The following is a 19327-nucleotide window of genomic DNA, read 5'->3' as shown; positions in this document are numbered from 1 at the left end:
GGTGCATCCCTTCTCCACTGCCCGTCCACCGCGCCGACTTGCGCTGGGAACGATCGTTCTCTAGTGTAGCGGACACCGGCGAGAACGACCGTTCTCCGACCGGAACGAATGCCGAAGGAAGGCAAGACCATGGGCGAGATCACCGTCGGGACCGAGAACAGCGTCGACATCCAGCTGCACTACGAGGACAAGGGCACCGGGCAGCCGATCGTGCTGATCCACGGCTTCCCGCTCGACGGCAACTCGTGGGAAGGCCAGGTCCCGCCGCTCCTCGACGCCGGCTACCGCGTGATCACCTACGACCGTCGCGGGTTCGGCCAGTCCTCGCAGCCGTCGACCGGGTACGACTACGACACGTTCGCCGACGACCTGCACACGGTCCTCGAGACCCTCGACCTGCACGACGTGATCCTGGTCGGCTTCTCGATGGGCACCGGCGAGATCGCCCGCTACATCGGCCGCCACGGTGAGGACCGGATCGCGAAGGTCGCGTTCCTGGCCTCCCTCGAGCCGTACCTGGCGATCACGGACGACAACCCCGACGGTGGCGCGCCGATGTCGTTCTTCGAGGGCGTCTCCGCGGATGTGAAGAAGGACCGGTACGCGTACTTCACGAACTTCTACCAGGACTTCTTCAACCTGTCGGAGAACCTCGGCAGCCGCATCTCCGAGGAAGCCGTCCGCAACGTGTGGAACGTCGCCGCCGGCTCCGGTGCGATCGCATCCGCTGCAGCACCCCTGACCTGGCCGACGGACTTCCGTCAGGACATCCCGAAGGTCACCGTCCCGGCGCTCATCGTGCACGGCACGGCGGACAACATCCTGCCGATCGACGCCACCGGCCGCCGCTTCACCAAGGCCCTGCCGCACGCGGAGTACGTCGAGATCGAGGGTGCACCCCACGGCCTGCTCACCACGCACACCGCCGAGGTGAACGAGGTCCTGCTCGGCTGGCTCGCCCAGGCCTGACCCCGCACAACCAAAACCGGCCCGAACCGCGGAAGTCCGTGGTTCGAGCCGGTTTTCGTTGTGCGCCGCCGAGCGGCACCGCCGCCGCGCGAGCGGGGGCGGCGCGACGCGCGGCGGCGGCGCCGCGCGCGCCGCCGCGCGCCTCAGTCCTCTTCGGGGGCGTCGTCCGGGTTCGTCACCTGGGCGTGCCCGGCGTCGTCGAGGTGGATCGACGTGCCGTCGTCCAGCTCGACCCGGGGCTTGCCCTCCAGGTAGGTGAGCGTCCACCCCCACCCCGTCGTGTCGACCGACTCCGCGGCCAACTCGTCCTCGACGGACCGCACCGCCACGACCAACGCTGCATCGAGCCGTGATGGTGCCGACGCACCCACGTTCCAGCGCGTACCCAACTGCATCCGAGCCTCCTGGCCGTCGATGGTGAACCGAGACGAACGCGACCCTACGCGGGCTGCTCGGCCAGCTCGATCTCGGTCACCTCGAGCACGTCGCCGTCCACGAAGGACAGGTCCTGGATGCGGCCGACGGCCGCCAGGTCGACCGCCGCGCGCTCGACGAGCTCGCGGGTCGTGGCCGGGGCCGCGACGACAGCACGCGTCACCGGCGTCTTCTGGGACGCCTTGGCGGCCGTCTTGGCGCCACGGATCCCGATGAGCGCCTGCCCGACGGCGGCGAGCAGACCGGTCTCGGCCGCGTCGACCGGCAGGTCGGCAGCGGTCGGCCAGGAGGCCCGGTGCACGCTGGTGTCGTGGGTCCACGCCCACACTTCCTCCGTCGCGAACGGCAGGAACGGTGCCAGGAGACGGAGCAGCACGTCGATGGCGGCGCGCAGCGCCAGGACGGCGCTCGCCTGGGTCTCGTGCGTCGAGTCCGGCGCGGTGCCGTACGCACGCTCCTTGACGAGCTCGAGGTAGTCGTCGCAGAAGGTCCAGAAGAACCGCTCCGTGACCTCGAGTGCGCGGGCGTGGTCGAAGCCCTCGAACGCGGTGGTGGCCTGCTCGAGCGTGGTGCGGAGCGCGGCGAGCATGTCGATGTCGAGTGCTTCGGTGACGCGCGTGGCGCCGGAGGGCAGCTCGAAGCCGTAGACGAACTTCGCCGCGTTGAGGACCTTGATGGCCAGACGGCGGCCGACCTTGATCTGCTTCGGGTTCTGCGGGTCGAAGGCCGCGTCGGTGCCGAGCTTGGACGATGCGGCCCAGTAGCGGACCGCGTCGGCGCCGTGCTGCTCGAGGATCGCGAGCGGCGTGACGACGTTGCCCTTCGACTTCGACATCTTCTTGCGGTCCGGGTCCACGATGAAGCCGGAGATCGAGGCGTGCTTCCACGGCACGACGTCGGCCTCGAGCTGGCTGCGGAGGACCGTCGTGAAGAGCCACGTGCGGATGATGTCCTGGGCCTGCGGGCGGACGTCGTACGGGTAGACGAGGCCGTAGAGCTCCGGGTCGGTCTCCCACTTGCCCGCGAGCTGCGGGGTCAGGGACGACGTCGCCCAGGTGTCCATCACGTCGAGTTCGCCCTGGAAGCCGCCGGGGACGCCGCGCTGGTCCTCGGAGTAGCCGGGGGCCGGTTCGGACGCCGGGTCGACGGGGAGCTGCGCCTCGGTCGGGACGATCGGCTGGTCGAAGACCGGGTTGCCGTCGGCGTCGAGCGGGTACCAGACCGGCAGCGGCACGCCGAAGAAGCGCTGGCGGGAGATCAGCCAGTCGCCGGACAGGCCGCCGACCCAGTTGTCGTAGCGGACCCGCATGAAGTCCGGGTGGAAGGCGATCTCCTCGCCGCGCTGCCGGAGCGTGGCCTTGAGCGACTCGTCGCGGGCGCCGTTGACGATGTACCACTGGCGGGTCGAGACGATCTCGAGCGGCTTGTCGCCCTTCTCGAAGAACTTCACCGGGTGCTGGATCGTCTTCACGTCGCCGACGAGCTCGCCGGACGCGGTGAGGGCGTCGACGACGACCTTCTTCGCGGAGAACACGGTCTTGCCGGCGAGCTCGGCGTAGAGGGCCTTGCCGCCCTCGGACTCGATCCAGGACGGCTCGTCCGAGCGGACGCGGCCGTCGAAGCCGATGATGGCGCGGTTCGGCAGCTGCAGCTCGCGCCACCACACGACGTCGGTGGTGTCACCGAAGGTGCAGACCATCGCGATGCCGGCGCCCTTGTCCTTCTGCGCGAGGTGGTGAGCGAGCACCGGGACCTCGACGTCGAACAGGGGGGAGCGGACCGTGGTGCCGAAGAGGTCCTGGAAGCGCTCGTCGTCCGGGTGCGCGACGAGGGCGACGCAGGCGGGGAGGAGCTCCGGGCGGGTGGTCTGGATGACGATGTCACCGCTGCCGTCCGACTTGTGGAACGCGATGCCGTGGTAGGCGCCCGGCATCTCCTTGTCCTCGAGCTCGGCCTGCGCCACCGCGGTGCGGAAGGTGACGTCCCAGAGCGTCGGGGCGTCGGCCTGGTAGGCCTCACCGCGCTCGAGGTTCCGGAGGAAGGCGCGCTGGGCGCTCGCGCGGGAGGTGTCGTCGATGGTGCGGTACGACTGCGTCCAGTCGACCGACAGGCCGAGCGTGCGGAAGAGGTGCTCGAACTGCTGCTCGTCCTGCACCGTCAGGCGCTCGCACAGCTCGATGAAGTTGCGGCGCGAGATCGGGACCTGGTCGGCCGCCTTGCTCGACTTGTTGTCGCCGCCTTCGAACGGCGGGACGAACGTGCCGTCGTAGGGGAGCTGCGGGTCGCAGCGGACGCCGTAGTAGTTCTGCACGCGACGCTCGGTGGGGAGACCGTTGTCGTCCCAGCCCATCGGGTAGAAGACGTGCTTGCCGCGCATGCGCTCGAACCGGGCCTTGAGGTCGGTGTGCGTGTACGAGAACACGTGCCCGATGTGCAGCGAGCCGGAGGCGGTGGGCGGCGGCGTGTCGATCGAGTAGACCTGGCTGCGGTCCGCGGCGGCGGAGCGATCGAAGCGGTAGGTGCCGTCCTGGTCCCAGACGGGGCCCCAGACCTGCTCGAGTCCGTCGACGGTGGGCTTGTCGGGCATGGGCTTGGTCATGGCTGCGCCTTTCGATCGCTATGTGCGGCACCGAGTCCGTGATGAGGTGCCTGAGTGTCCACGCGTGACGCGCGGTGCAGCAATCGTACCGGGCGGCTGGATCCGGCGTGGGTCGGCCTGTTCGCGGGATGCGGACAAGGCGGATCACACCTGATATTCCATGAAGAGCGGGCAGCTGGTAGTCTGTCGGAGTTTGTTCGGCGAGCCGTCGGTGTTCGCAGTCCTGCGATGTCGCTCTTCTCGTCGGACTCCCGAAGGCAGCCACAGCAACCGGAGGACGATTTGGCACCGAACAACGCACCCCACCCGCACGGCGACCGGCCGGTCCGGTCGAAGGGCGCCGCGAAGCGCGCACGCCGCAAGCTCACCACGGGCGACGTCACCGTCGTCGAGGAGTCGCTCCTCAAGCGCGCCGTCGCCGCAGCAGCGCTCGGCAACGCGATGGAGTGGTTCGACTTCGGCATCTTCGCGTACCTGACGGTCACCATCTCGAAGGTGTTCCTGCCCGAGGGCGACCCGGCCGCGAACCTCGTCGCCACGTTCGGCTTCTTCGCCGCAGCCTTCATCGTCCGTCCGATCGGCGGCGCGGTGTTCGGCCCGATCGGCGACAAGATCGGCCGCCAGAAGGTCCTCGCGCTGACGATGATCCTGATGGCCGCCGGCACGCTCATGATCGGTCTGATCCCGTCGTACAGCTCGATCGGGTTCTGGGCGCCGGTGCTGCTCCTCGTCGCCCGCTTCGTGCAGGGCTTCTCGACTGGTGGTGAGTACGGCGGCGCCGCGACGTTCATCGCCGAGTACTCCCCGGACAAGCGCCGCGGGTTCATGGGCTCCTGGCTCGAGTTCGGCACGCTCGCCGGGTACGTGCTCGGTGCCTCCATCGTCACCGGCCTGCAGTTCGGCCTCTCCGAGGACGCCCTGCTCAGCTGGGGCTGGCGCATCCCGTTCATCATCGCCGGCCCGCTCGGCCTGATCGGGCTCTACCTGCGTCTGAAGCTCGAGGAGACCCCGGCCTTCCAGAAGCAGCAGGAAGAAGCGGCCGAGCGCGAGTCGCAGAAGACGCCGTTCCTCAAGCTCTTCGCGGAGAACTGGCGTGCGCTCATCATCTGCATCGGCCTGGTCCTGGTCTTCAACGTGACTGACTACATGCTGCTGTCGTACATGCCGACCTACCTCGAGCAGAACCTCGGGCAGAACGCCACGTTCGGGCTGATCCTCATCGTCATCGTGATGATCCTGATGATGGTCGTGATCACCTTCGGCGGCCGGCTGTCCGACAAGTTCGGGCGTCGTCCGGTGCTCGCCGCCGGCTGCATCGGCTTCTTCCTGTTCTCGTGGCCGGCCCTGCAGCTCGTGCAGACCGGTACCGGCGTCGGCGTGTTCTTCGGCCTGCTGATCCTCGGTGTCGTGCTCGTCACGTTCACCTCGACGATGCCCTCGACGCTCCCCGCGCTGTTCCCGACGATCATCCGCTACGGCGCCCTGGCGATCGCGTTCAACGTGTCGGTGTCGCTCTTCGGTGGGACGACCCCGCTCGCGACCGCCGCGCTGATCAACGGCGCGAAGGACGCGGGCTTCGGCTGGGCCGAGGACATCCCCGCGTTCTACCTGATGGCCGCAGCGCTCATCGGGCTCGTGGCGGTGTACTTCACGAAGGAGACCGCGAGCACGCCGCTCATGGGCTCCGGCCCGACGGTCGCCTCGGAGGCAGAGGTCGCCCAGGTCATCGACGAGTACAACGACCCGTCGTCGGAGTTCGCGCAGTCGGACTGGGCGAAGGAGTTCTCGACGAGCGAGATCCCGGTGATCTCCAGTTCGGCGAGCGCCTCGTCGGACAACGACAAGGCCACGTCCGGCAGCTGACCGGCTCCGGCACCGACCTGGAGGCCCGACTCACCACACGAGACGCCGTCACCCCCGCGAGACACCGCGGGAGGTGGCGGCGTCTCGCGGTGAGCGGGGCGTCTCGCGGGGAGCGCGGCGTCTCGCGCGGAACGCGGTCGCGCGCTGCGCGCCGTCGCTACGCCGCGGCCGCGGCCGGGCCGGCCGACAGCCGTTCGGCGGCGCGGAGGAGCTCTGCCGTCACCGGGTGCTCCGGGTGTGCGAACACATCGGCGGCGGGTCCGTGCTCGATGGCCGCGCCCCCGTGCATCACCAGCACGTCGTCGGCGATGCGCCGCACGGCACGGAGGTCGTGCGACACGAACACCATCGCCACCCCGGTGGTGTCCCGGAGCCGTTCGAGCAGCGTCAGCACCGCGTCCTGCACGGTGGCGTCGAGTGCCGTCACGGGTTCGTCGAGCACCAGCACCGCGGGGTCGGTCGCCAGCGCCCTGGCGATCGCGAGTCGCTGCCGCTGCCCGCCGGAGAGCGTCAACGGCGACCGGTCCCGGAGCACCGGGTCGAGGTCGACCTGCCGGAGCGCGGCGTCCACCCGGTCCCCGAGCTCGCCCGTCGCCCGTCGGGCGTTGCCGTCGGTGAACGCGTCCGCGAGTACCCGCTCCACGCTCCAGCGCTCGTCGAAGGTCGCGCCGGGGTCCTGCACCACGGCGGACACCCGGGTGCGGCGGGCACGGCGGTCCCGTTCGGGGAGCGGCGCCCACGGTTCGCCGTCGAGCGTGACCGTGCCGGCGTCGGGTGCCTCGAGGCCGAGCAGCATCCGGACGAGGGTGGTCTTGCCGGAGCCGGACGCGCCGACGACGCCGAGCGAGCGACCACGCTCGAGCGTGAACGACACTCCCGTGACGGCGTCCACCCGGTCGTACGACTTCGACAGCTCTCGCGCCTCGAGCACCGCGGCGCCCGACCCCGCACCGTGCGACCCGGCGCCCGCGCCCGCGCTCGCACCGTGCGACCCGGCACCCGCGGCGCCCCTCGCACCGTGCGACCCGGCGCCCGCGCCGGCCGCCGCGACCAGCGCCCGCGTCGCCGCGTGCACCGGGGACCGCAGCACCGCCGCGACGGCGCCTTCCTCCACGACGCGCCCCGCGTCCATCACCACGACGCGGTCCGCCCACCCCGCGACGAGCCCCAGGTCGTGCGTCACGACGAGCAGCCCCGCGCCGCGCTCCTGCGCCGCCCGCAGCTGCTCCATCACCCGCACGGCGATCCCCGCGTCGAGCGCCGTCGTCGGCTCGTCCGCGATCACGAGCGCCGGCGACCCGATCGTGGCCGCGGCGATGAGTGCCCGCTGCCGCATCCCCCCGGAGAGTGTCCCCGCGAGCCGTCCGTCGGACGCGATCGCCGGGTCGAGACCGACCCCGGCGAGCGCGGAGCGCACGGCGTCCACGCGCTCACGTGCGCTCATCGCGGTGTGCAGCCGGAGGGTGTCGTCGACCTCGCGCCCGACAGGACGGAGCGGGTCCAACGCGCCGAGGGCCTCCTGTCCGACGTATCCGACACGTGCGCCGCGCACCGAACGCCACCGTCGGTCGGAGAACGCGCGCACGTCGAGGCCGGCGACCTCGAGCCCGTCGGCGCGGACGGCGGAACCGGGCGCGGACAGGCCGAGGAGCGCGCGGACGGTGACGGTCTTGCCCGAGCCGGACGCGCCGACCAGGGCGACGCACTCGCCGGCGGCGACGGCGAGGGCGACGTCCCGGACGAGCGGTGTGCCGCCGACCGCCACGGAGAGTCCTCGTGCTTCGACGACGTTCATCGGGTTGCTCCAGTGGGTCGGAGGGCCCGGCCGAGCACCGTCACCGCGGTCGCGAGCACGACGATCGCGAGGCCGGGGAAGGTGCTCATCCAGGGTGCTGTCTGCAGGTAGGTCCGGCCGTCGGCGAGCATCGCGCCCCACTCCGGGGCCGGTGGTGGCGTGCCGACGCCGAGGTAGCTGAGGGCGGAGGCCCAGACGATCGCCTGGCCGACGCCGAGTGTCCCCACGGCGACGATCGGCCAGAGCGCGGCGGGCAGGACGTGCCGGAGGACGATGCGCGCGGGGGAGCGACCCTGCAGCACGGCGGTCTCGACCACCTGCGAGGACCGCGCGGTCCGTACCAGGCCGCGGACGATGCGCGCGTAGCCGGGAGCGGTCGCGAACCCGACGGCGAGCATCGCGGGCACCGGACCGGGGCCGGTCACGGCGATGACCACGAGCGCCACGAGGAGCAGCGGGAGGGCGAACGCGACCTCGGTCACGCGGCCGACGACGGCGTCGACCATGCGGCCCCCGAGTCCGGCGACGACGCCGAGCACGATGCCGACGCCTCCGCCGACGAGGGTGGCGACGACGCCGACCAGGAGGCTCGCGCGGGTGCCGGCGACGACCCGGGCCAGGACGTCCCGGCCGGACTCGTCGGTGCCGAAGGGGTGCCCGGCACCGGGTGGCAGGAGCGCCTCGGCCGGGTGCACCGCCAGCGGGTGCGCGCCGCCGAGGAGCGCCGGCCACGTGGCTGCGACGACGGCGAGCGCCACGACGGCGGCGGCGACGGTGCCGGCGGGTCCGAGGGCGCGGGTGCGTCCGGGTCGCGTCGGCGGGTCTGCCGCGGTCGCACCGGCCTGGAGGCTCGGCTCGGCGATCCCGCTCATCGCGCGTCCGCCCCGTGGCCGGGACCGCGCTGGCTCGTGCGCGGGTCGACGGCGCGCTCGACGAGATCGGCGACCGCGAGCACCACGACGTAGGCCGCCGCGGAGACGAGTGCGATCCCGGCAACCAGGGGCATGTCCCGCTGGGTGACGGCGGTCACGAGCGCCCGGCCGATGCCGGGCAGCGCGAAGACCGACTCGACGACGACGGCGCCGGAAACGAGCGACCCGAAGGCCCAGGCGGACAGCGCGATCCCGGGGAGCGCGGCGTGCCGGAGCAGGTGCCGGCCGAAGAGCCCCGCGCGGGTCTCGCCACGGCCGCGGGCGGCGAGCGCGAACGCCGAGCGCTGCGCGTCCACCACGCCGTCCCGGACGGTCTCGGCGAGGTAGCCGGCGACCGGGACCGCGACCGTCAGCACCGGCAGGACCCATCCGCGGACGCTGCCGTCGCTGACCGCGGGCACCCAGCCGAGCGCGCTCGCGAACACCACGATGAGGACGCTGCCGAGCCAGAAGTGCGGGGTGACGCTCGCGGTCACGGAGATCGCGCTGGTCAGGGTCGCGGCGCCCCGGCCGCGCTGGGTCGACCACCACGCGGCGACGATCGCGAGCACCCAGGCGACGACGAGCCCGGCGACCGCGAGCGTCAGCGTGACCGGCAGCTGCTGGCCGAGCAGCGTCGCGACCGGGGTCCGGAAGGCGTACGAGTCACCGAGCTGTCCGGTTGCCAGGCGTCCGAGGAACACCGCGTACTGCACGATGACGGGTCGGTCGAACCCGTAGTCCGCGCGGACCTGGGCGACCGCGGCGGCCGAGGCCTGCGACCCGGGGCCGCCGAGGACCGCGAGCGCGGGGTCGCCGGGGATGAGCCGGATCGCGACGAACACGATCGTCGCGACGGCCCAGAGCACCCCGATGCCGCCGAGCAGTCGGCGGAGTGCCCACCAGACCCAGCTCAGCGGTCGATCCATGCGGTGCCGAACCACGGTGTCGAGACGGCGGTCGTCCGGATCCCGTGCACGGCCGAGCGGTACAGGAAGTGGTTCTGCTGGTCGTAGAGCGGCAGCACCGTCCGGGATTCCAGGATCCGCTGCTGCGCTTCCTCGTAGAGGCTGCCACGCGTGCTGGTGTCGGACGTCTGCGCCGCCTGCTCCAGCAGTGCGTCGACCTTCGGGTCGTCGAGCTGGGCGAGGTTCGCGAAGTACCCCGACGGCGCCGGGGTGATGCTCGCGGAGTCGTAGAGGATCCGGAGCACGTCGGCCCCGACCTTCGTGTACGGGGCACTGACGACGTCGTACTGGTTCTTCGCGAGGGCGGCGTACCAGCTCGACAGGTCGAGTTCCTCGAGCTGGACCTTGATGCCGACCTTCGCCTCCGATGCCTGGATCTGCTGGAACAGGCTGCGCTCGGCCGGCACCGACTGGTTGGTCGACACCGGGAACGTCACCGTGAGCTGCTTGCCGTCCTTCTGCCGGATGCCGTCCGAGCCGACCTTCCAGCCGGCGTCGTCGAGGAGCTGCTCCGCCGTGCTCGGGCTGTACCGGAACAGGCTCTTGTCGGAGTACCCGAACGGTTCGACGCTGGAGAGCGCCGAGTACGAGCGCTTCGCGGTGCCGAGGAACAGCGACTGCACGCCCGGGTTGATCTCCGCGCCGGCGATGAACGCCTTGCGCACGGCTTCGTCCTGGAACACGCCGTGGCCGGAGTTCAGCTCGAGGCGGTTCGAGGCGCCGGGGCGCGGGGCGTCGAGGTCGCGGATCGTGGACTTCGCCGACGCGGCCCTGAGCTGGTCGGGCTGGGCGTTGTCGATGACGTCGACCTGCCCGGACTGCAGCGCCGCGTACCGGGACGTCGAGTCGGGGAGGAAGCGCCACGTGATGCCGGACAGCCGCGGCTTCGTCGTGCCCCAGTAGTCGTCGTTCTCCGCGAGGGTGACGCGGTCGCCGTGCTTCCAGTTCGTGATCGTGAAGGGGCCGGTGCCGACGGGCGACTCGCAGTTCACCGCCTGCGTGCGCTGGAGCGCCTTCGGGGACTCCATGCCCACCCACGGCTGCGAGAACGACTCGAGGAGCGCACTGTCCGGACGGCTGAGCGTCAGCGTGACGGTGTGGTCGTCGGTCGCGGTGGCCTTCGCGATGGACTGCAGGGCGAGGTACCCCGTGCTCGACGCCGTCGCCGGGTCCTGCACGTGCTCGATGTTCGCCACGACCGCGGCGGCGTCGAACGGGGTGCCGTCGGTGAACGTGACGTCGTCGCGGAGCGTGAACGTCAGGGTCTTCCCGTCGTCGCTCGTCGTCCACTTCGTGGCGAGGGACGGGGTCGGCTTGCCGTCGTCGAGTCCGACGAGTTCCTCGATGTACTGGGTCGACAGCAGCGCCTGCGGGTAGTTGCCGCCGACGTGCGGGTCGAGGCAGGTCGGTTCGGCGTCACCGGACGCGTACGTCAGCGTGCCGCCGGTGACGGGCGAGCTGCTCGTCGTGCTCGTGCCGGCGCCGGTGCACGCGGTCAGGGTGAGGAGGAGCGCGGTGGCACCCGCGACGAGGCCCGCGGCTCGGGTACGGCGTTTCTGTACTGGGTCCAAGATCATGGCTGGACGAGTCTAGCTGTTTACTGGGGACCATGGACGAACCGATCCGCCGCGGGGGACGGCCGCGACGCTCGAGTGCCGAGGTGCTCGCGGACGCCGCCGCGGAGCTGTTCCTCGAGCAGGGCTACGCCGGCACCACCGTGGACCACATCGCCGCGCGCGCCGGGGTCAGCCGGGCGACGTTCTTCAACTACTTCCCGGCGAAGTCGGACGTGATGTGGCTCGAGCTCGACGCCGCCGTCGCCGCGCTGCCGGCCCTGCTGGCGGAATCCGCCGAGCCGTCGGCCGTGCGCGCCGTCGAGGAGGCGCTCCTCGCGGCCGCCCGCGCCCACGATCCGGAGCGCGTGCCGTGGGCGGTCGCACAGGCCGAGGTGATGGGCATCGGGCAGGAGCTCGTCGCGAGCGTCGCCGCGCGGGTGACGGCGCAGCACGACGCGGTCGCGGCGTTCGTCGCGCGCCGCACGGGGGAGTACCCGGGGTCGCTCTGGCCGCAGACGGTGTCGGGTGCGATGCTCGGCGCGGCGGCCGCGGCGTTCGGGGTGTGGGTCGCCGACGGGGTGGCCCGCCGGCCGCTCGTCGAGTACGTCGGCGCCGCGCTCACCCCGGTGGCCGCCGGGCTCGACGTCCGCTGACGCGGCGCCCGCGCGCTCCCGCCCGCTCCCGCCCGCTGACGCGGCGCCCGCGCGCTGACGCGACGCCCGCGCTCCGCGGTGCGGACCGGCGTCGCACAACGGAAACCGGCTCGAACCGCGGACGTGCGTGGTTCGAGCCGGTTTCCGTTGTGCTGCGCCGTGCGACACCGCGGGCGCCCGCGCCGCCGCGCTAGTCGGTGCGGAGCGTGCCGGCCCCGCCGGACGCCACGTCCTCCACGGTGCCGTCCCGGACGACCTCGGGCACGTCGCCGTCGGTCGGCATCAGCGACTCGTCGCCCGGCAGGCTCAGGGTGAGGACGGCCTCCTCGATGTACTGGCTCTCCTCGAGGGACTTCTCGACCTCGCGCAGGCGGACCGCGACGTGCGACTCGTCCTCGTTGCCGATGAGGTCGATCGCCGCGACGAGGTACACCCGGGACGGCCCGACGAACTCCAGGTGCAGGTACGTGACGCGGTCGATCTGCGGGCGCCCGAGCAGCTCGACGAGCACCGCGTTCTCCAACTCCGGCGACGTGCTCTCGCCGAGCAGGAACCGGCGGTTGCGGTCGATCAGGATGATCGCCACGACCCCGAGCAGGACACCGATCGCGATGGAGCCGATCGCGTCGAACACCGCCAGCCCCGTGATCTGGTGGAGGAACACCCCGAGGAACGCGACCACGAGACCGATCAGCGCGGCGGCGTCCTCGGCGAACACGGCCCGGAGTGTCGGGTTCGACGACTGCAGCACCTGCCGGAGCACCGGCACCCGGCGCTTCCGGGCGGCGCCGTGCGCCTGCCGGTACGCCTGCAGGAAGCTCGTCCCCTCGAGGCAGAACGACAGCGCCAGCACGACGTAGTTCAGCAGGACGTCGTCCGCGGGCCCGGTGTCCCCGAGCTCGCTGATGCCGTGGTAGATCGACACGATCGCGCCGGCGGTGAACAGCCCGAACGCCGCGAACATCGACCAGATGTAGGTCTCCCGCCCGTACCCGAGCGGGTGCGCGCTGTCCCGCTTCCGGGCACCGCGCCGTTCGGCCACGAGCAGGAAGACCTCGTTCCCGGTGTCGGCCCACGAGTGCGCCGCCTCCGCGACCATCGACGCGGATCCGGAGAGCATCGAGGCGATGGTCTTGGCGATCGCGACGAGCAGGTTCGCGCCGAACGCGATGACGACGGTGAGGGAGGACTCCGGGCGGTCCTGCTGTTCAGACGAGGGCATCTCTCAAGCATGCTCTCGTCCGCTAAACTCGTGTTCCAAGAGCACCGATCCGGCCATCACCGGGGAGCTTCCGGAAGAACGCGGGACGCGCGAGCGGATCGTCAGTAGAGCCGGACGGGTTCGGGACCGTCACCATCCCCGACGACGAGCGGTCGCACCGGCGTGTGCGGCAAGCGAGGTGGTACCGCGGAGCGTGCTCCGTCCTCGTGGAGAGCAACCGAACCCACAGGAGCAACCGGTGCGATACCCACTGAACCGCGATGCAGCCGACGCTGCCGGCGTCACCCCCTCGCCGTCCTTCCCTGACGTCGAGCAGGGCATCCTCGCCTTCTGGAAGGGCGACGACACCTTCCAGGCGTCGATCGACGGCCGTGACGGCTGCGACGAGTGGGTCTTCTACGACGGCCCGCCGTTCGCGAACGGCCTGCCGCACTACGGGCACCTGCTGACCGGGTACGCGAAGGACGTCTTCCCGCGCTACCAGACGATGCGCGGCAAGCAGGTGCACCGTCGCTTCGGCTGGGACACCCACGGGCTGCCCGCCGAGCTCGAGGCGATGCGCCAGCTCGGCATCACCGAGAAGCACCAGATCGACGAGATGGGCGTCGACGTCTTCAACGCCGCCGCGAAGAAGTCCGTGCTGCAGTACACCGACGAGTGGCAGCAGTACGTCACCCGCCAGGCGCGCTGGGTGGACTTCGAGGACGACTACAAGACCCTCGACGTGACCTTCATGGAGAGCGTCCTCTGGGCGTGGAAGCAGCTGTGGGACAAGGGCCTGGCGTACGAGGGCTTCCGGGTCCTGCCGTACTGCTGGAACGACCAGACCCCGCTGTCGAACCACGAGCTGCGCATGGACGACGACGTCTACCAGATGCGTCAGGACCAGTCCGTGACGGTCTCGTTCCCGCTCGAGGGCGCGCGCGCTGCGGAGCTGGGGCTCGACGGCGTGCGTGCGCTCGCCTGGACGACGACCCCCTGGACGCTCCCGACGAACGCCGCGTTGGCCGTCGGGCCCGCGGTCTCGTACGTGGTGCTGCCCGCCGGGCCGGGAGGCTCGGCTGACGGTGGCGCCGCCGGCTCCGTCTCCTACATGCTCGCCGCCGACACCGTGGCGGCCTACGCGAAGGACCTCGGCTACGAATCGGCGGAGGCCGCTGTCGCGGCGGTCACGCGCGAGCTGCAGGGCTCCGAGCTCGACGGCGTCCGGTACGAGCGCCTGTTCGACTTCCTCGCCGAGACCGAGGGCATGGAGCCCGCCTGGCAGATCCTCGTCGCCGACTACGTCGAGACGGGCGAGGGCACCGGCATCGTGCACCAGGCCCCGGCGTACGGCGCCGACGACCAGGTGGTCTGCGCGGCGGCCGGCATCCCGGTCGTGCTCTCCCTCGACGAGGGCGGTGTCTTCACGTCGCAGTTCCCGCTCGTCGCCGGGCAGCTCTGGTCGGACGCGAACAAGCCGCTGACGAAGGCCGTGAAGGACGCCGGACGGCTCCTCCGCCAGGCCTCGTACGAGCACAGCTACCCGCACTGCTGGCGCTGCCGCAGGCCCCTCATCTACAAGGCCGTGTCGTCCTGGTTCGTCCGGGTCACCGAGTTCCGCGACCGGATGGGCGAGCTCAACGAGGACATCACCTGGGTGCCGGAGAACGTCAAGGACGGCCAGTTCGGCAAGTGGGTCGGCAACGCCATCGACTGGTCGGTGTCGCGCAACCGCTACTTCGGCACGCCGATCCCGGTCTGGGTCTCCGACGACCCCGAGTACCCGCGCACCGACGTGTACGGCTCGCTCGCGGACATCGAGCGCGACTTCGGCCGGCTGCCGCTGAACGGCGACGGTGAGGTCGACCTGCACCGTCCGTTCATCGACGACCTGACCCGCCCGAACCCGGACGACCCCACCGGGAAGTCCACGATGCGCCGGATCTCCGACGTGTTCGACGTCTGGTTCGACTCCGGGTCGATGCCGTACGCGCAGGTGCACTACCCGTTCGAGAACCGGGAGTGGTTCGACAGCCACAACCCGGCCGACTTCATCGTCGAGTACATCGGGCAGACCCGCGGCTGGTTCTACGTCATGCACGTGCTCTCCACCGCGCTGTTCGACCGGCCCGCGTTCACGAACGTGATCAGCCACGGCATCGTCCTCGGCTCCGACGGGCAGAAGATGTCGAAGTCGCTCCGGAACTACCCCGACGTCTCCGAGGTGTTCGACCGCGACGGTGCCGACGCGATGCGCTGGTTCCTGATGTCCTCGTCGGTGATCCGCGGCGGCAACCTCGTCGTCACCGAAGAGGGCATCCGCCAGGGCGTCCGCGAGTTCCTGCTGCCGTTCTGGTCGACGTACTACTTCTTCACGCTGTACGCGAATGCGTCCGGGCCCGAGGGCTACCAGGCGTCGCGCCGGACGGACTCGACCGACGTGCTCGACCGGTACCTGCTCGCGAAGACCCGCGTGCTCGTGACCGACGTGACGACGCACCTCGACGCGCTCGACACCCCGCTCGCCGCCCAGGCGATCCGCGACTTCGCCGACGTGCTGACGAACTGGTACGTCCGACGCTCGCGGGACAAGTTCTGGCTCGGCGCCGAGTCGAGCGACTCGGCGAAGGCCGCGTTCGACACGCTGTACACCGTGCTCGAGACCCTCGCCCGGGTCGCCGCACCGCTCGCACCGCTCGTCTCGGAGGAGGTCTGGAAGGGTCTCACCGGCGACCGCAGCGTGCACCTGACGGACTTCCCGAGCCCGGACGAGTTCCCCGCGGACGACGCCCTCGTCGCCGCGATGGACCGCGTGCGTGACGTGGCGTCGAAGGGGCTCGCGCTCCGCAAGGCCACCGGCAAGCGCGTCCGGCTGCCGCTCGCGACGCTGACGCTCGTCGTGCCGGACACCGCCGCCGTCGAGCCGTTCGCGGACATCCTCCGCGACGAGCTCAACGTGAAGCGCGTCGTCCTGGAGACCCAGGCCGAGGAGTCCCTGGCGCAGTACGGCATCGAGCGGAAGCTCACCGTGAACGCCCGCGCCGCCGGACCCCGCATCGGAAAGGCCGTGCAGCAGGTCATCCCGGCCGCCAAGCGTGGCGACTGGGTGGCGACGGAGACCGGCGTCACCGTCGGCGGGATCGACCTCGTCGAGGGCGAGTTCACGCTCGACCTCACCGTGGCCGACGCGTCGAACGCCGTGGCCTTCCTCGACGGCGGCGGCTTCGTGGTGCTCGACACCGTGACCACGCCCGAGCTCGAGGCCGAAGGGCTGGCCCGTGACGTCGTCCGCGCCGTCCAGCAGGCCCGCCGTGACGCCGACCTCGACGTCAGCGACCGCATCGTCCTGACGCTCCGTGCCGACGAGACGGCCGAGGCAGCGGTGCAGGCGCACCAGGAGCTCATCGCGAACGAGACCCTGGCGACGACCCTGCAGCTCGTGGCTGCGGTGTTCGCGAAGGAAGACCCGGCCACCGAGGTCGGCGACGGTGCCAAGGTGACCGTGGAGGTGGAGCGCGCATGAGCGACAGCTACGACAGCAACGACAGCGACGAGTTCGGGGAGACCACGCCGGACGGGATCGAGATCCCCGTCGGACCGGCCGGGGACACCGACCCCGGCGACGCCGTGCCCTACGGGGGCGACGACGACGAGGTCCGCCGCGTCGAGGCCGCCCTGTACGCCCGGATCGGCGAGCAGTCGCCCGAGCACCGCCTGACCGCGACCCGTCGTGCCGTCGAGCTCCTCGGCGACCCGCACCTGGCGTACCCGGTGATCCACGTCACGGGGACGAACGGCAAGACGTCGACCGCCCGGATGACCGAGAGCATCGTCCGCGCGCACGGCCTGCGCACCGGACTCATGACGAGCCCGCACCTGGTGTCCATCCGGGAGCGCATCGTCATCGACGGGCAGCCGATCGCCCCGGACCGCTTCGTGGAGAACTGGGACGACATCACCCCGATCCTGGCGATGACCGACCAGGAGCTCACCGACAAGGGCGAGCTCCCGCTGACGTTCTTCGAGGCGCTCACGGTGCTCGCGCTGGCGTGCTTCGCCGAGGCGCCCGTCGACGTCGCCGTGATCGAGGTGGGCATGGGCGGCGAGTGGGACTCCACGAACGTCGTGCAGAGCCAGGTCGCGGTGCTGACCCCGATCGCGATCGACCACGCGAAGCAGCTCGGCAACACCGTCGCCGAGATCGCCCGCACCAAGTCCGGGATCATCAAGCCGTCCTCGGCCGTCGTGTCGAGCGCCCAGGTCCCCGAGGCGCTCGCCGAACTCGTGCGTGCCGCTGAGCTCACCGAGTCGACGCTCGCCGTCGAGGGCACCGGGTTCTCCGTGGTCGACGTGACCCCGGCCGTCGGCGGACAGCTGATCACCGTCCAGGGTGTCGCCGGTCGCTACGACGACCTGTTCCTCCCGCTGTTCGGCGTGCACCAGGCCCACAACGCCGCGGTCGCCATCGCCGCGGTCGAGTCCTTCATCGGCCGCGGGACCCAGGCCCTCGACGAGGACGTCCTCAGCGAGGGCCTCGCCGGCGCCACGAGCCCCGGCCGCCTGCAGCCCATCGCGCAGGACCCGACCGTGGTCGTCGACGCCGCACACAACCCGCACGGCGCGAAGGCCCTGGCCGACGCGCTGCCCGTCGCGTTCCCCTCGGAGCACGTCGTCGGTGTCGTCGGGATCCTCGCCGACAAGGACGCCCGCGGGTTCGTCCGCGCGCTCAAGGACACGATCGCGACGTTCGTGGTCACGCAGCCGCCGGGGGAGCGTGCGCTCGACGCGGACGAGTTCGCCCGGATCGTCGTCGACGAGGTCGGGAACGACCGCGTGGTCGTCGAGCCCTCGCTCACGCAGGCGCTGCAGGAAGCGCGCGACCTGGCCGACGAGGCGGAAGCCGAGGACGCCATGGTGCTCGTCGCCGGCTCCATCGTGATGGTGGGCGCGGTCATGGACCTGGTCCACGGAGAGGGTGAGGCGAAGTGACGGACGCGAGCGGAGCCTCCAGGCCGGGTCGTCAGCCGCGGCAGCGACGTGAGCGTGGCGCGCAGGAGAGCCTGACCTCGATCGCCCTCGTGCTCGAGGCGATCATGTTCTTCTTCCCGATGCTCGTCGTCTTCGGCAAGCACACGCTGCCCGCCGGGTGGGCGTTCGGCGGGGGCATCGGCGCGATGATCGTGCTGGCGCTCGCGTCGCGTCTGACCGGTACCCGCGCCGGTGTATGGTTCGGGTGGCTGCTGCAGGCGGCCATCCTCGCCACCGGCTTCATCGAGCCGTTCATGTTCGTGGTGGGCCTGGTGTTCCTGGCGCTGTGGATGTTCTGCTTCGTCAAGGGCGGTCAGCTCGACCGCCAGAACGCCGCCCGTCGCGCCGCTGCCGAGGACTGACCACATCCACCCCCGAACCTCAGGGAGTACCGCTGTGTCCGACTTCGAAGAGACCCTCGTCCTCGTCAAGCCCGACGGCGTCGCCCGCCAGCTCACCGGTGAGATCCTCCGCCGGATCGAGGCCAAGGGCTACGAGATCGTCGACCTGAAGATGATCACCGCGCCGCGCGACCTGCTCGACGCGCACTACGAGGAGCACCAGGGCAAGCCGTTCTTCGAGCCCCTCGTCGAGTTCATGCAGTCCGGTCCGGTCGTCGCCGTGCGCGTCGCCGGCAACGCGGCGATCGCGGGCTTCCGCTCGCTCGCCGGCACCACCGACCCCACCTCGGCCGCGCCGGGCACCATCCGTGGTGACCTCGGTCGCGACTGGGGCCTCAAGGTCCAGCAGAACCTGGTGCACGGCTCGGACAGCCCCGAGTCCGCCGCGCGCGAGCTCGCGCTCTGGTTCGCGTGACCCGCGCCGCCTGACCCGCACCGCCTGACCCGCACCGCCTGCGGCCTGCGGCCCGCGGCCGCTGGCGGTCCGCACAACCGAGAGCAGCCCGCACCATGGATTCCCGTGGTGCGGGCTGCTTTCGGTTGTGCGCCGGTGCAGGCCCCCGCACGCGCGCCGGCGCACCCGCCCGCGCCCGCCCGCGCACCCGCCCGCACCCGCCCGTGGCCGCGTCGGTGCCCGCCTGGAGGCGCGGGGGCGGGGGGGGGCCCCCCCCCCCCCCGACCCAGGGGGGGCCGGGGGGTGCGCGAAACCGCCGTGGGGCGCCCCCCCCGCGGGACCGGGGGGGGGGGTTTGGGGGGGGGGGGGGGGGGGGGCCCGGGGGCTTTCGCCCCGGGGGGGGGGGGGGGGGGGGGGGGGGGGGGGGGGGGGGGGGGGGGGGGGGGGGGGGGGGGGGGGGGGGGCAGGCCCGGGGCGGGCGTGCGCCGGGCCTCCCGTCCGGATGCGGTCGCGATCAGCCGGCGCGCTTGCCACGGACACCGTGGCCGAGT

14 protein-coding genes are annotated in these 19327 nt (G+C 71.6%); 7 read left to right on the top strand and 7 right to left on the bottom strand.

The window, feature by feature from the left end; translation table 11 throughout:
* Positions 1 to 129 precede the first annotated feature (129 nt).
* Positions 130 to 969: an alpha/beta hydrolase gene (locus EDF27_RS09520; RefSeq protein WP_132048508.1), complete on the top strand. Its 840-nt coding sequence runs from the start codon at positions 130 to 132 to the stop codon at positions 967 to 969.
* A gap of 143 nt (positions 970 to 1112) precedes the next feature.
* On the opposite strand, the gene EDF27_RS09515 is transcribed toward EDF27_RS09520, so the two are convergent.
* Together EDF27_RS09515 and valS are read right to left on the bottom strand one after the other, a co-directional pair.
* Positions 1113 to 1364, bottom strand: a complete 252-nt coding sequence (locus EDF27_RS09515; protein WP_123702863.1) for a hypothetical protein — start codon at positions 1362 to 1364, stop codon at positions 1113 to 1115.
* 44 nt (positions 1365 to 1408) lie between these two features.
* The gene (gene valS, locus EDF27_RS09510; protein ID WP_132048506.1) at positions 1409 to 4003 is read right to left on the bottom strand and encodes a valine--tRNA ligase; all 2595 of its coding nucleotides are present in this window, start codon (positions 4001 to 4003) and stop codon (positions 1409 to 1411) included.
* Between the two features lie 282 nt (positions 4004 to 4285).
* On the opposite strand from valS, the gene proP reads away from it, so the two are divergent.
* Positions 4286 to 5866 (top strand): glycine betaine/L-proline transporter ProP, encoded by a 1581-nt coding sequence (gene proP, locus EDF27_RS09505; protein WP_123702859.1) that lies wholly within the window; start codon positions 4286 to 4288, stop codon positions 5864 to 5866.
* Positions 5867 to 6023: 157 nt separating this feature from the next.
* Here proP and EDF27_RS09500 read toward each other — a convergent pair whose 3' ends face one another.
* The 4 genes from EDF27_RS09500 to EDF27_RS09485 are packed head-to-tail and all read right to left on the bottom strand — an operon-like array spanning position 6024 to position 11117.
* Positions 6024 to 7661 (bottom strand): ABC transporter ATP-binding protein, encoded by a 1638-nt coding sequence (locus EDF27_RS09500; protein ID WP_132048504.1) that lies wholly within the window; start codon positions 7659 to 7661, stop codon positions 6024 to 6026.
* Entirely contained in the window at positions 7658 to 8533 is an 876-nt protein-coding gene (locus EDF27_RS09495) for an ABC transporter permease (protein WP_132048501.1), read from the bottom strand. The genes EDF27_RS09500 and EDF27_RS09495 overlap by 4 nt, the downstream gene beginning before the upstream one ends.
* Complete coding sequence (locus EDF27_RS09490; protein WP_243698286.1) at positions 8530 to 9501, bottom strand: ABC transporter permease; 972 nt, start codon at positions 9499 to 9501, stop codon at positions 8530 to 8532. Before EDF27_RS09490 ends, EDF27_RS09495 begins: the two co-directional genes overlap by 4 nt.
* Positions 9486 to 11117, bottom strand: a complete 1632-nt coding sequence (locus EDF27_RS09485; RefSeq protein WP_132048499.1) for an ABC transporter substrate-binding protein — start codon at positions 11115 to 11117, stop codon at positions 9486 to 9488. Before EDF27_RS09485 ends, EDF27_RS09490 begins: the two co-directional genes overlap by 16 nt.
* 32 nt (positions 11118 to 11149) lie before the next feature.
* Between EDF27_RS09485 and EDF27_RS09480 the strand changes: the two genes are divergently transcribed.
* A complete protein-coding gene (locus EDF27_RS09480) occupies positions 11150 to 11749 on the top strand; it encodes a TetR family transcriptional regulator (RefSeq protein ID WP_132048497.1) in 600 nt (199 codons plus the stop codon).
* A gap of 190 nt (positions 11750 to 11939) precedes the next feature.
* Here EDF27_RS09480 and EDF27_RS09475 read toward each other — a convergent pair whose 3' ends face one another.
* Positions 11940 to 12971, bottom strand: a complete 1032-nt coding sequence (locus EDF27_RS09475; RefSeq protein WP_123653959.1) for a cation diffusion facilitator family transporter — start codon at positions 12969 to 12971, stop codon at positions 11940 to 11942.
* A gap of 238 nt (positions 12972 to 13209) precedes the next feature.
* Here EDF27_RS09475 and ileS point away from each other — a divergent pair, with 238 nt between their 5' ends.
* The 4 genes from ileS to ndk are packed head-to-tail and all read left to right on the top strand — an operon-like array spanning position 13210 to position 18797.
* Positions 13210 to 16476 carry an isoleucine--tRNA ligase gene (gene ileS / locus EDF27_RS09470; RefSeq protein WP_132048495.1) on the top strand — a complete coding sequence of 1089 codons (3267 nt, stop codon included), beginning with the start codon at positions 13210 to 13212 and terminating at the stop codon, positions 16474 to 16476.
* A complete protein-coding gene (locus EDF27_RS09465; protein WP_132048493.1) occupies positions 16473 to 17942 on the top strand; it encodes a folylpolyglutamate synthase/dihydrofolate synthase family protein in 1470 nt (489 codons plus the stop codon). Before ileS ends, EDF27_RS09465 begins: the two co-directional genes overlap by 4 nt.
* Positions 17939 to 18343 carry a DUF4233 domain-containing protein gene (locus EDF27_RS09460; protein WP_132048491.1) on the top strand — a complete coding sequence of 135 codons (405 nt, stop codon included), beginning with the start codon at positions 17939 to 17941 and terminating at the stop codon, positions 18341 to 18343. Before EDF27_RS09465 ends, EDF27_RS09460 begins: the two co-directional genes overlap by 4 nt.
* Before the next feature lie 34 nt (positions 18344 to 18377).
* Complete coding sequence (gene ndk, locus EDF27_RS09455) at positions 18378 to 18797, top strand: nucleoside-diphosphate kinase (protein ID WP_123702843.1); 420 nt, start codon at positions 18378 to 18380, stop codon at positions 18795 to 18797.
* The last annotated feature ends 530 nt before the right edge of the window (positions 18798 to 19327 follow it).

Origin of the sequence: Curtobacterium sp. PhB136, from assembly GCF_004346855.1 — a bacterium.
Lineage (GTDB): Bacteria > Actinomycetota > Actinomycetes > Actinomycetales > Microbacteriaceae > Curtobacterium.
Note: the sequence above shows the minus strand (reverse complement) of the source record. Positions and strands in the feature narration are given on the sequence as shown.

Bases quoted from the DNA above. Each gene is read 5' to 3' on its own strand.
- EDF27_RS09520 (WP_132048508.1), top strand. From the start codon at position 130: ATGGGCGAGATCACCGTCGGGACCGAGAACAGCGTCGACATCCAGCTG.
- EDF27_RS09515 (WP_123702863.1), bottom strand. From the start codon at position 1,364: ATGCAGTTGGGTACGCGCTGGAACGTGGGTGCGTCGGCACCATCACGG.
- valS (WP_132048506.1), bottom strand. From the start codon at position 4,003: ATGACCAAGCCCATGCCCGACAAGCCCACCGTCGACGGACTCGAGCAG.
- EDF27_RS09500 (WP_132048504.1), bottom strand. From the start codon at position 7,661: ATGAACGTCGTCGAAGCACGAGGACTCTCCGTGGCGGTCGGCGGCACA.
- EDF27_RS09495 (WP_132048501.1), bottom strand. From the start codon at position 8,533: ATGAGCGGGATCGCCGAGCCGAGCCTCCAGGCCGGTGCGACCGCGGCA.
- EDF27_RS09490 (WP_243698286.1), bottom strand. From the start codon at position 9,501: ATGGATCGACCGCTGAGCTGGGTCTGGTGGGCACTCCGCCGACTGCTC.
- EDF27_RS09485 (WP_132048499.1), bottom strand. From the start codon at position 11,117: ATGATCTTGGACCCAGTACAGAAACGCCGTACCCGAGCCGCGGGCCTC.
- EDF27_RS09480 (WP_132048497.1), top strand. From the start codon at position 11,150: ATGGACGAACCGATCCGCCGCGGGGGACGGCCGCGACGCTCGAGTGCC.
- EDF27_RS09475 (WP_123653959.1), bottom strand. From the start codon at position 12,971: ATGCCCTCGTCTGAACAGCAGGACCGCCCGGAGTCCTCCCTCACCGTC.
- EDF27_RS09465 (WP_132048493.1), top strand. From the start codon at position 16,473: ATGAGCGACAGCTACGACAGCAACGACAGCGACGAGTTCGGGGAGACC.